Origin of the sequence: Agrobacterium radiobacter (assembly GCF_040801995.1) — a bacterium.
In the GTDB taxonomy this organism is placed as follows: Bacteria; Pseudomonadota; Alphaproteobacteria; order Rhizobiales; family Rhizobiaceae; genus Agrobacterium; species Agrobacterium radiobacter.
The window spans coordinates 313,721-324,965 of record NZ_JBEGHX010000002.1; the positions used below are offsets into that span (position 1 = coordinate 313,721).

Genomic DNA, 11,245 nt, shown 5'->3' on the forward strand with positions numbered 1-11,245 from the left:
TTCAGTGAAAATTGCGGGAAATGACCTTTATCCGCTCCACCTCGTCCGCATCATCCACGGCAGGCGGCGGATGCTTCCTGATAGTGCGGTGATCATCCGGTGGAATGCCGTGGTGGAACTCATCGCCACGCCCATGCGGCAGGGGAAAGGCATGGTTGCGTTCGCCCACGCTGGCCAGCGCCTCCGACAAATCTGTCAGCCGATAGGCGACCAAATGCACCACCTCACCCTCCCGCTGGATCTTGCCGTAAATACCGACCATGCCGGCGGACAACACCACGCGCCGGTATTTTTCGAAGGTTTTTACCCACAGCACCGCATTGGCGATGCCCGTCTCATCCTCCAGTGTCATGAAGATCACCCCCTTTGCCGAGCCGGGGCGCTGGCGCACCAGCACCAGACCCGCCGTTTCCAGCCATGCGCCATCACGGGCGCGCACGGCCTCCGCACAGGTGACGATGCGGCGGCGGGAAAGATCGCGACGCAGGAAGGTCATGGGATGTTCGCGCAGCGTCAGCCCCACATGGCCGTAATCCTGCACCACCTCACCACCGTCAGTCATGGGCCTGAGCGCGACGGAGGGTTCCTGAAGCTCATCCACCACGGCATTTTCCCGACTGGCGGCGGCGGCGAAAAGCGGCAGCGGCTCATCCCGCAAGGCCTTGATGGCCCAGAGCGCTTCGCGTCTGGCAAGCGAAAGCGACGGTAAAAAGGCATCGGCTTCGGCGAGACAGACGAGGGCAGCGGCGGGAACGCCCGCCCTTCGCCAGAGATCATCCACCGAGGCAAAAGGCCGATCCTGCCGGACATTGACTATATCGGCAGCATGTTTGTTGGAAAGCCCTTTCACCAGGCGCATACCGAGCCGCACGGCAAACCGCTCGTCGCCTTTCGCATCCTTCTCACCCGTGGGCTCCAGCGTGCAATCGAAGCGGCTGTTATTGACACAGACCGGGCGCACCTCCACGCCATGATCGCGCGCATCGCGCACGATCTGCGCCGGGGCGTAAAACCCCATGGGCTGTGAATTTAGAAGGGCAACACAGAAAATATCGGGATAATGGCATTTCAGCCATGAGGAGGCATAGGCGATCAGCGCGAAGGAGGCCGCATGGCTTTCGGGAAAACCATAACTGCCGAACCCTTCCAGCTGTTTGAAGATACGTTCGGCGAATTCTTTTTCATAACCGCGCTCCACCATGCCGTCGATCAAATCCTGCCTGAATTTGGAGATGGTGCCGACATTCTTGAAGGTGGCCATGGCGCGGCGCAGTTGATCCGCTTTACCGGGGGAGAAACCAGCGCATTCGATAGCGACGCGCATGGCTTGCTCCTGAAACAATGGCACACCGAGTGTTTTGCCCAGTACCCCTCTAAGCTCTTCTTTCGGGTAATGTTCCTCCTCTTTTTTGTCGCGGCGGCGCAGATATGGGTGCACCATATCTCCCTGAATGGGACCCGGACGAACAATGGCGACCTGTATGACGAGATCGTAAAATATCTTCGGCTTCAACCGCGGCAACATCGACATCTGCGCCCGGCTTTCGATCTGGAAGGTGCCAAGCGTATCGGCCTTCTGGATCATCTCATAGGTGGGATCGTCATCCTGCGGCACGGTAGCAAGATCGTACTTATCACCAGTACGTTCTTCCAGCATGTTGAAGCCGCGCTTCATGCAGGAAAGCATGCCGAGCGCCAGACAGTCCATCTTCATGAACTTCATGATATCGACATCGTCCTTGTCCCATTCGATGATCTGCCGTTTGTCCATGGCAGCAGGTTCGATCGGCACCAACTCGTCCAATCGGTCATGAGTGAGAACAAAGCCGCCCGGATGCTGGCTATGGTGACGCGGCGTGCCTACAAGCTGGTTGGCCAGTTCAAGGGCAAGCTTCAGACGACGATCCTCCATATTGAGGTTCAGCTCCTTCACCTGCTTCTCGTCCACCCCTTCGCTCCAGCGCCAGACCTGCGAGGATAGAAGTTTCGTCAGATCTTCCGGCAGGCCGAGAACCTTGCCGACATCGCGCAGCGCACCCCTTCCGCGATAACGGGTGACGACCGAACACAGCGCGGCCTTGTCGCGCCCATAGGTGTCATAGACCCACTGGATGACCTCCTCACGCCGCTGATGTTCGAAATCCACATCGATATCAGGCGGTTCACGCCGTTCTTCAGAAACGAAACGTTCAAACAGAAGATCGACCTTGACGGGATCGATGGCGGTAATGCCAAGCACGTAACAGACAACCGAATTGGCCGCCGAGCCACGTCCCTGGCAGAGAATATCCAGCGAGCGTGCATGGCGAACGATGGCGTTTACCGTCAGGAAATAGGGGGCGTATTCCAGCCTGCCGATCAGTGTAAGCTCATGTTTCAGCGCCTTTTCCACTTTCGCCGGCAGACCATCCGGATACCGCCCCGGCACCGCCTCCCAGACCATTTTTTCCAGCGCCTGCTGCGCCGTCAGCCCCGGCAGCGTGCGCTCTTCGGGATATTGATAGACCAGTTCCTTCAGCGAAAAAGTGCAGCGCTTCGTGATTTCGAGACTGCGGGCCAGCGCTTCGGGGTAGCGGGCAAATAGCCGGTGCATTTCCTCCGGCGGCTTCATATAGCGGTCGGCATGCCGCTCGCGGCGGAAACCCGCCTCGTCGATGGTGCAATTATGCCGGATGCAGGTGACGACATCCTGCAGCATGCGCCGCTCGGGCACATGGAACAGTACGTCATTGGTCACCACCGTCGGTATACCTGCGACTTGAGCCATATTGAACAATTCGAAAAGCCGCATCTGGTCATTGGGACGTCTTCTGAGGCTGAGCGCCATATAGGCGCGATCCGTAAAAGCGGCTTTCAGCCGCCGCAGGCGAAGCGCGCAGAGATCATCCGCGAGATCAGCGAGCAGCACCACGATCAGGCCTTCGCCATAGGCGACGAGATCATCCCATGTCAGTCGGCACTTACCCTTACCACCCCTTTTCTTGCCGACGGAAAGCAGCCGGCAAAGCCGGCCGTAAGCCGGGCGATCCATGGGATAAACAAGCACGGAAAGGTCGTCACCCAGATCGAGCCGGCAGCCGATGACGAGCCGGATGCCGTGGGTGCTTGCCGCCTCGTAGGCGCGGGGAATGCCCGCAAGGCTGTTGCGGTCGACAATGCCGAGCGCCTCGATGCCGAGGTTTTTGGCCTGTTCGAAAAGCTCCTCGCAGGAGCTTGCGCCGCGTAGGAAGGAAAAATGCGTGGTCACCTGAAGTTCGGCATAACGCGGCGTGCTCATGCGAAGACCCCGTGGATGAACCAGCCCTGCGAGCCTGTCTCGGCATGTTCGCCATCGCCGGAGCGGAAAATCCAGAAGCGCTCGCCGCTTTCATTTTCCACCGTGAAATAATCGCGCACGGCTTCCTTTTCCCGGTCGCGTTTCCACCATTCGCCGAACACCCGTTCCGGCCCGTCGGCGCGCCGCACATTATGGCGCACGCCTTTCCAGATGAAATAACGCGGCGGATGATCCGGCAGCAGCGCCAGCGTCTCGATGGGTTCCGGCGTTGCAAAAAGCCTGACCGGGCGCGGCCAGTGGCCGGGCCAGCCGAGCATATCCTCAGATGCAAGCGCCGCAACGCGGGCAACGGAGCGTTCCGGCACATCGCTCGCTACCGCCGCGTAACGATAGACCCTGTGGCCACGATTGAGGATGACATCGACCGTATCGGCGATGTCCGCACGCACCTCCTCTAGAAGCGAGGATCGGGCCTGCGCGGCGAGAAGCGGCTCGGCATGGGTGGCGGTCAGCACCATCATCTCGATGCCGAAACCGGGATCAATGGTGTCGATGCGGTCGGTCAGAAGCCGGACAAGCTGCTTGATGTCGCGCACCGGTCTGGAGGTGCCTGCGCGTACCGCCTGCAGGCCGCTATCGACCCGGTGCAGCACCAGATCGACCCGGCGGGCGCCAAGGCCGCGTTTTTCAAGTGCTGAGCAAAGCCCCGTGACCAGCTTCTGCGTATAACGGGCAATCGTTTCCGCCGCCGCAATCGGCTCGGGAAAGGCGCGACGCACCTCCACCAGTTCGGCCACGCGCACCGGCTCTATGGGTTCGCCGATCTCCCCGAAAGCCTGGGAAAGACGCCGGACGAGTTCGGGGCCAAAACGCAGGGTCAGCGGCGCGCGCGGGGCTTCGGCAAGCTCGCCGATGCTGCGGAAGCCGAGCACCTTCAACCCTGAAACGATACGCTCCTCCAGCCTCAGCGCAGCAAGCGGCAAGCCGTTGATCGCCGCCCGCTGCCCGCCCGGCGGTATGATGCTGATCTGCTCGCGGCCGAAGCGGGCCAGCGCATGGGCAGCACCCCAGCTATCGGCAATGGCCGCGCGGGCGGCAAAGCCTGCGGCATGCAGGCGGTTGACCATCCCGCTCAGCATCAGCGTCTCATCGCCGTGCAGATGGTCCGCTCCCGCCGTGTCCAGCACCAGCCCATCAGGCGTATCGGCGGCGACGATGGGGGCATAGATGCGCAGAAAATGAAAGGCCAGCTGCTGCAGGGCGCGGGCATCTCCAGCTGCATCCAGATCTTCCACCAGAAGGCCCGGCACCAGCGCCTGCGCCTTGCTGACCGGCGTGCCGGGCCGGATGCCCGCCGCCTTTGCCGCTTTGTCGAGCGCCAGCACCAGCCGGCGGCTGCCCTGGCGGCCGATCATGACCAGCGGCTTTTCAACCGGCGGCGCGTTCTCTCCCGAAAGACGCCGGAAGCGATCCGTCGGCCATGTCGGCAGGTAGAGCGATACGACCCTTTGCATCACAGGCTTCCACTTCAAATTCAGCGCTTTCGCCGCCGCGACATCGCAAAAGCTCGAGAAACCAGCGCGGCCTGCCCACCCCCGGCACCGGCAAGGGCGAAGAAGGACGGACCGAGACACGCCAGCGGGTCACCGCCGCCGTCGGCTCGCCGAACAGCGCCGCATCGGCCGCGCGCCGGAAACGGCGGATGGCGATGCCGGTAACACCAGAGGTTTCCGCCGCCAGTTGCAGCCGTCGCGAGGCGTTCATCGGCAATTTTGCCACCTCACCCATCACCGCGCCGAAACCATTGCAGCGTAAACCCTCCTCGAAACAGTCGAGCACGCCCTTCTCATCGCGGCATTCAACAATGATGAGCCGGTTCTGCGAAAGGCCAGCCTGCGTCAGCCCCGGCATGAACAGATCCCGCCGGGTGACGCACCATAAAACCTTGCCGGAAAGCCTTGCCGCCACACCGGCCGCAAAAAGGGCGGCCGCCGCACCATCGGCAGCGCCATTGCCGCCGCCGCTCAGCTCATGCAGACAGCCGAGCTTGAGCCCGCCTCCCGGCAGGCGATGGTCGATGGCATCCACGCCGAAAGGCAAGGTCTCGTGCAGCCGCTCAGGGCCGTTACCGATCCTTTCCAGCCTTTCACGCAGCTCTTCGACAACGAGCAACTGATCCGCGCGCTTTTGCATGGCATGACAGGTTTCAATTCCGGTTATTCATCTCTATTGTTCTTGTTTTGTTCCTATTTCAGCAAAGAGTCAAGCAACAGGTCACCACTCTTCAACAGTTTGCACGGGAAGAGGAGATTCTGGCCTTGCAGCCCTTCGTCCCGACGTTAAAACGGAAGTGACCGCTCGCCGCCTGTTCACCCTGACAACGGCAACGGACATCATGGTTTGGAGGAAACCGCCGATGATCGCCAGCATTCTGATTGCCGTGGTTGCGGCCATCCATATTTACATCGTCATTCTGGAAATGCTGCTGTGGGAAAAGCCAGCCGGGCGCAAGGCTTTCGGTCTTTCGGCAGATTTTGCCCGGCAGACAAAGGTGCTTGCCGCCAATCAGGGCCTTTATAACGGCTTTCTCGCGGCCGGGCTGATCTATGGGCTCATGCAGGGCGATGAAGGGCTGAGCTTCAAGGTTTTCTTCCTGACCTGCGTTTTGGTGGCCGGTATTTTCGGCGCCATGACAGCCAATATGAAGATCCTGTTCATTCAGGCATTGCCGGCATTGTTTGCGCTCGGCTTCCTCTGGATCGGAGCATGAGCCGATGAGCGCATGGAATGACACGTCCGCAAGAGACGCGCTCAACCGCATCTTCATGGCCGCAGTCGCAAGCGCCGATCCGGCAAAGGTGTTGCAACACCACCTTCCCTCCCCGCCCAAAGGTCGGTGCGTGGTGGTGGGCGCCGGCAAGGCTTCCGCCGCCATGGCCGCAGCGCTTGAAGCGGCATGGCCACATGTCGATCTCTCCGGTGTGGTGGTGACGCGTTACGGCCATGCTGTCCCGACTGCGCGTATCGAGATCATCGAGGCTTCCCATCCCGTGCCTGACGATAAGAGTGCGGAAGCGGCGAAACACATTCTCGCCGCCGTCGAGGGATTGACCACCGACGACATGGTGATCGCGCTGATTTCCGGCGGTGGTTCGGCGCTCATGGTCGCACCGGCCGAAGGCATGACGCTTGCCGACAAGATGGCCGTCAACCGCGCTTTGCTTGCCAGCGGCGCGACGATTTCCGAAATGAACGCCGTGCGCAAGCATCTCTCCCGCATCAAGGGCGGACGGCTGGCACTGGCTGCCAGACCGGCCAAGGTTGTTTCGCTGCTGATTTCCGACGTGCCGGGCGACGACCCCTCGGAAATCGCCTCCGGCCCGACGGTTGCCGATCCGAGCGACATCGAAACCGTGCGGGAAATCATCTCCCGTTATGCGCTCGATCTTCCGGAAAACGTGCGCAAGGTGCTGGAAAAAGGCGAGGAAACCCCGAAGGCCGGCGATATCGACGAGGATATCCGGCTCATCGCGGCCCCTTCGCTCGCCTTGCAGGCGGCAGCGGAAGAGGCCGTGAAACTCGGGCTTACGCCGCTCATCCTCGGGGATTCGCTGGAAGGCGAATCCAAGGACGTCGGCGCTGTTATGGCCGGCATAGCGCTCTCCGCCAGCCGCAAGGGCCTGCCGCTAAAAGGTCCGGCCGTTTTGCTTTCCGGCGGCGAAACCACGGTCACGATTGGCAAGGGGCCAGCCGGCAAGGGTGGCCGCAACACGGAGTTCCTGCTGAGCCTTGCGCTGACGCTGAAAGGTGCGGACGAGATCTGGGCCATTGCCGGCGATAGCGACGGCATAGACGGCGTCGAGGATGCGGCGGGTGCTGTGGTGACGCCGGATACGCTTGCCCGCATGCGCGAAGCCGGTGTCGATCCGCGTCAGTCGCTCGTAAGCCACGACAGCTACACCGCTTTCAAGGCGGCCGGAGACCTTGTCGTGACGGGTCCGACCCTGACGAATGTGAATGATATCAGGGCGATTTTGATCGGGTGACAGCGGGGGAATTCGCAGCGGCTGCTGCCCGCAGAGGGCGCGCATCACAGGCAAAGGCCGTTTTTGACTATGCCCTCGGACAGGAGTAATCTGGCGGTATATTCTTTGGAGCCTCAGCCATGCGTACTGGAGTGCTCATACTTGGCCTGATCATGGCCCTTATTCCGACCTTGGCGGATGCCCATAATTGCAAATGCCGAAATCGCGGCACCATGTTCGAACTCGGCCAGACATCCTGCCTGAAGGTCGACGGTGGCTCCTATCTCGCGCGCTGCGAGATGAAGCTCAACGTTTCGTCCTGGACCAAGCTCCAGGATGGCTGCCCCATAACGGAACGGGTGCAGCGACAGACGACACGCGTCAATTGATCCCGTCGGCAGATGACGTCAGGGGCATCTTCTCCCCGGCAACGGGGAGAAGAAATATGCCGCAACCTCGTCTTACAGCTTCACCCAGCCGCCATTCTTCTTGCCGGACTCGATGCAGGCCGTAACAAAGGCGACGCCTTTAACCCCGTCATCGACGGTCGGGTAAATAACCGCCTTATCGAGCGCCGAGCCGGTGCGGCGGGCTTCGATGGCATGCGCCGCCTCGGTATAGATGGTGGCGAAGGCTTCGAGATAACCTTCCGGATGGCCGGACGGAATGCGGGTGACGCGTGCTGCAGCAGCCCCTGCCCCGGCACCGCCGCGGGTGATCAACTGCTTCGGCTCGCCAAGCTTCGTAAACCAGAGATAGTTCGGATCGGCCTGCGTCCACTCAATGCCGGCCTTGTCGCCATAAACACGGACCTTCAGCCCGTTTTCGTGACCGACCGCAACCTGGCTGCACCAGAGTAGCCCCTTGGCTGCCTGCTTGCCGCCCTTCGGCTTGAAGCGCAGCATCACATGCGCATTGTCATCCAGCCGGCGGCCTTCGACAAAGGTATGCACATCCGCCGCCAGCTCATCCGCTTCCAGACCGGAAATGAAGCAACCGAGATTATAGGCATGGGTGCCGATATCGCCGGTGGAGCCGCCGACGCCGGACTGAGCCGGATCGGTGCGCCAGACGGCCTGTTTCGCGCCGGTCTGTTCCACCGCTTCCGTCAGCCAGTCCTGCGGATATTCCATCTGCACCAGACGGATCGTGCCGAGCGCGCCTGACTCCACCAGTTCCCGCGCATGCCGCACCATCGGATAGCCGGTGTAGTTGTGCGTGAGGATGAACAGTGCATCGGCCTTGTCGGCCACCTGCTTCAGCTTTTTGGCGTCTTCCAGATTGGAGGTCAGCGGCTTGTCGCAGATGACATGGATGCCGCGCTCCAGAAACGCCTTCGCTGCCGGATAATGCACATGGTTGGGGGTAACGATCGCCACCGCCTCGATGCCATCCTCGCGCAGCGCTTCCTTTTCGGCCATTTCCTCGAACGAACCATAGCAACGCTCGGGATCGAGCCCCAGCTCGTGGCCGGAAGCGAGGGATTTTTCCGGCGTCGAGGACAGGGCCCCTGCGACGAGATCGAAACGATTGTCGAGCCGCGCCGCCATGCGGTGAACGCCGCCGATAAATGCGCCCGAACCACCACCGACCATGCCAAGGCGAATCCGCTTGTTCGCCTTGTCCGTTGTCTTTCCTTCAATAGCCATAATATCTCCCCTGAAATGCTTTCAAAGCCCAAGCATACGGCGGTTGGCCGCATCATCGGTGCCGCTTGATGCGAAATCGTCAAAGGCTTTTTCCGTGACGCGGATGATATGCGCCTTGACGAATTCCGCCCCTTCCCGGGCGCCGTCTTCAGGGTGTTTCAGTGCGCATTCCCATTCGACGACGGCCCAGCCGTCAAAATCATTGGCCGCCATCTTGGAGAAGACCGCACCGAAATCAACCTGCCCGTCGCCCAGCGAACGGAAGCGACCAGCGCGGTTCACCCAGCCCTGATAACCGCCATAAACGCCCTGCCGCCCGGTCGGGTTGAACTCCGCATCCTTGACGTGGAACATCTTGATGCGGTCCTTGTAGATGTCGATATTGTCGAGATAATCTAGGCATTGCAGCACGTAATGCGAGGGATCGTAGAGCATGTTGGCGCGCTTGTGGTTCTTCACCCGCTCGAGGAACATCTCGAACGTGACGCCGTCATGCAGATCTTCGCCCGGATGGATTTCGTAGCAGACATCCACACCCTGCTCATCAGCGTAATCGAGGATCGGCGTCCAGCGTTTCGCCAGTTCATCAAAGGCTGTTTCCACCAGACCGGCCGGACGCTGCGGCCACGGATAAACGAACGGCCAGGCAAGCGCGCCGGAAAACGTCGCATGCGCCTTGATGCCGAGATTTTTCGAGGCTTTCAGCGCGAGCTTCACCTGCTCCACCGCCCATTGCTGGCGTGCCTTCGGGTTGCCGCGCACTTCCGGTGCGGCAAAACCGTCAAAGGCCTCGTCATAGGCCGGGTGAACGGCGACGAGCTGACCCTGCAAGTGGGTGGAAAGCTCGGTTACTTCCACGCCGTTCTGGCGCGCGACACCGGCGAACTCGTCGCAATAATCCTTCGATTCCGCCGCTTTTTTGAGATCGATCAGCTGCCCGGCCCAGGTCGGCACCTGCACGCCGGCGTAGCCCTTTTCCGCCGCCCATTTGGTAATGCCGTCCCAGCTGTTGAAGGGGGCTGCATCACCGGCAAACTGACCGAGAAAAAGACCCGGCCCTTTGATCGTTCTCATAAAAATCTCCTCCTGCATCGATACAGTTGCGCGGTAACCCGCTTTGTTCCCAAGCGCCAAGCTAACCGCTCGTGATTTTCAAACAAGCCCCAAAAGCGGAGGGCAAGAGAATTTCCGTATTTCATTTAAAAGACGGGAGGCGCTTAAAGCGCCAGTCCGCTCGCCCTGTCGAAGACGTGCACGCGCTCATGGTGCACGGTGGCTGCGAAGGGGGTGTTCACCTTCACCGGCTGCTCACCATCCACCACTGCCGTAACCTGATCGCCCGCCAGTTCGAAGACCACATGGGTCTGCGCGCCCGTCGGTTCCACCAGCACCGTCCGTCCGGTAAGCGAGATATCGCCGCCAATCGCCGAACCGATATGTTCGGGGCGAAGCCCGATCGTCACCGGCTGGCCGCGCTTGACCTTGCGGGAGGCGGCAATGCGGATCGCGGTGCCGTCCTTCAGCCGGGCGGCGGGCTGGTCACCCTCGCCATCGACCACGCCTTCGATGAGGTTCATGGCCGGCGAACCGATAAAGGCGGCGACGAAGAGATTGGCGGGTGTCTTGTAAAGTTCGAGCGGCGTGCCCTGCTGTTCGATGCGGCCGTGATTGAGCACCACCACCCGGTCCGCCAGCGTCATGGCCTCGATCTGGTCATGGGTGACATAGATGGAGGTCGTGCCAACTTTCTGGTGCAGGGCCTTGATTTCGCTGCGCATCTGTACGCGCAGCTTGGCATCGAGGTTGGAAAGCGGCTCATCGAACAGGAAGACGGCCGGGTTGCGCACCACGGCGCGGCCCATGGCGACACGCTGGCGCTGGCCGCCGGAAAGCTGTGAGGGCTTGCGATCCAGAAGCTTGCCGAGATCGAGCATGCGGGCGGCTTCCGCAACGCGCTCTTCAATGACGTTTTTCGGCTGGCCGGCGAGCTTCAGATTGAAGCCCATGTTTTCGGCCACCGTCATATGCGGATAAAGCGCATAGGACTGGAACACCATGGCGATGTTGCGCTCGCGCGGGGTCATGCCATTGACCACCCTGTCGCCGATGAGAATATCCCCATCGGTGATCTCCTCCAGCCCGGCGATCATGCGCAAAAGCGTGGACTTGCCGCAGCCGGATGGACCGACCAGCGCGATGAATTCACCATCCGTTATATCAAGCGAGATGCCGTGGATGACATCGAGCGCCGCATAGGACTTGCGGATACCCTTAAGTTCGACGGAAGCCATTTT

At 61.0% G+C, this 11,245-nt stretch carries 9 protein-coding genes; 3 read left to right on the top strand and 6 right to left on the bottom strand.

Annotated features, from left to right (window positions below; translation table 11 throughout):
• Position 1: 1 nt before the first annotated feature.
• Genes MRBLRC7O_RS15445 through MRBLRC7O_RS15455 form a run of 3 tightly spaced genes read right to left on the bottom strand, consistent with a single transcriptional unit; the run spans position 2 to position 5,470 of the window.
• Positions 2 to 3,277 (bottom strand): error-prone DNA polymerase, encoded by a 3,276-nt coding sequence (locus tag MRBLRC7O_RS15445; RefSeq protein ID WP_060726865.1) that lies wholly within the window; start codon positions 3,275 to 3,277, stop codon positions 2 to 4.
• The gene (locus MRBLRC7O_RS15450; RefSeq protein WP_166690041.1) at positions 3,274 to 4,791 is read right to left on the bottom strand and encodes a Y-family DNA polymerase; all 1,518 of its coding nucleotides are present in this window, start codon (positions 4,789 to 4,791) and stop codon (positions 3,274 to 3,276) included. Before MRBLRC7O_RS15450 ends, MRBLRC7O_RS15445 begins: the two co-directional genes overlap by 4 nt.
• Positions 4,706 to 5,470: an ImuA family protein gene (locus tag MRBLRC7O_RS15455; protein ID WP_077998651.1), complete on the bottom strand. Its 765-nt coding sequence runs from the start codon at positions 5,468 to 5,470 to the stop codon at positions 4,706 to 4,708. The genes MRBLRC7O_RS15450 and MRBLRC7O_RS15455 overlap by 86 nt, the downstream gene beginning before the upstream one ends.
• Before the next feature lie 223 nt (positions 5,471 to 5,693).
• Between MRBLRC7O_RS15455 and MRBLRC7O_RS15460 the strand changes: the two genes are divergently transcribed.
• From MRBLRC7O_RS15460 to MRBLRC7O_RS15470, 3 genes are all read left to right on the top strand, one after another.
• A complete protein-coding gene (locus MRBLRC7O_RS15460) occupies positions 5,694 to 6,047 on the top strand; it encodes a DUF1304 domain-containing protein (RefSeq protein ID WP_003506524.1) in 354 nt (117 codons plus the stop codon).
• Positions 6,048 to 6,051: 4 nt separating this feature from the next.
• Positions 6,052 to 7,323 carry a glycerate kinase type-2 family protein gene (locus MRBLRC7O_RS15465; protein ID WP_060726868.1) on the top strand — a complete coding sequence of 424 codons (1,272 nt, stop codon included), beginning with the start codon at positions 6,052 to 6,054 and terminating at the stop codon, positions 7,321 to 7,323.
• Between the two features lie 119 nt (positions 7,324 to 7,442).
• Positions 7,443 to 7,691 (top strand): hypothetical protein, encoded by a 249-nt coding sequence (locus MRBLRC7O_RS15470; RefSeq protein ID WP_003506519.1) that lies wholly within the window; start codon positions 7,443 to 7,445, stop codon positions 7,689 to 7,691.
• Between the two features lie 72 nt (positions 7,692 to 7,763).
• Here MRBLRC7O_RS15470 and MRBLRC7O_RS15475 read toward each other — a convergent pair whose 3' ends face one another.
• From MRBLRC7O_RS15475 to MRBLRC7O_RS15485, 3 genes are all read right to left on the bottom strand, one after another.
• The gene (locus MRBLRC7O_RS15475) at positions 7,764 to 8,951 is read right to left on the bottom strand and encodes a Gfo/Idh/MocA family protein (RefSeq protein ID WP_003506517.1); all 1,188 of its coding nucleotides are present in this window, start codon (positions 8,949 to 8,951) and stop codon (positions 7,764 to 7,766) included.
• Positions 8,952 to 8,972: 21 nt separating this feature from the next.
• On the bottom strand, positions 8,973 to 10,025 hold the full coding sequence (locus MRBLRC7O_RS15480) for a sugar phosphate isomerase/epimerase family protein (protein WP_060724713.1): 1,053 nt from the start codon (positions 10,023 to 10,025) through the stop codon (positions 8,973 to 8,975).
• A gap of 143 nt (positions 10,026 to 10,168) precedes the next feature.
• Positions 10,169 to 11,242, bottom strand: a complete 1,074-nt coding sequence (locus MRBLRC7O_RS15485) for an ABC transporter ATP-binding protein (RefSeq protein ID WP_003506515.1) — start codon at positions 11,240 to 11,242, stop codon at positions 10,169 to 10,171.
• Between the last annotated feature and the right edge of the window lie 3 nt (positions 11,243 to 11,245).

Bases quoted from the DNA above. Each gene is read 5' to 3' on its own strand.
- MRBLRC7O_RS15445 (WP_060726865.1), bottom strand. From the start codon at position 3,277: ATGAGCACGCCGCGTTATGCCGAACTTCAGGTGACCACGCATTTTTCC.
- MRBLRC7O_RS15450 (WP_166690041.1), bottom strand. From the start codon at position 4,791: ATGCAAAGGGTCGTATCGCTCTACCTGCCGACATGGCCGACGGATCGC.
- MRBLRC7O_RS15455 (WP_077998651.1), bottom strand. From the start codon at position 5,470: ATGCAAAAGCGCGCGGATCAGTTGCTCGTTGTCGAAGAGCTGCGTGAA.
- MRBLRC7O_RS15460 (WP_003506524.1), top strand. From the start codon at position 5,694: ATGATCGCCAGCATTCTGATTGCCGTGGTTGCGGCCATCCATATTTAC.
- MRBLRC7O_RS15465 (WP_060726868.1), top strand. From the start codon at position 6,052: ATGAGCGCATGGAATGACACGTCCGCAAGAGACGCGCTCAACCGCATC.
- MRBLRC7O_RS15470 (WP_003506519.1), top strand. From the start codon at position 7,443: ATGCGTACTGGAGTGCTCATACTTGGCCTGATCATGGCCCTTATTCCG.
- MRBLRC7O_RS15475 (WP_003506517.1), bottom strand. From the start codon at position 8,951: ATGGCTATTGAAGGAAAGACAACGGACAAGGCGAACAAGCGGATTCGC.
- MRBLRC7O_RS15480 (WP_060724713.1), bottom strand. From the start codon at position 10,025: ATGAGAACGATCAAAGGGCCGGGTCTTTTTCTCGGTCAGTTTGCCGGT.
- MRBLRC7O_RS15485 (WP_003506515.1), bottom strand. From the start codon at position 11,242: ATGGCTTCCGTCGAACTTAAGGGTATCCGCAAGTCCTATGCGGCGCTC.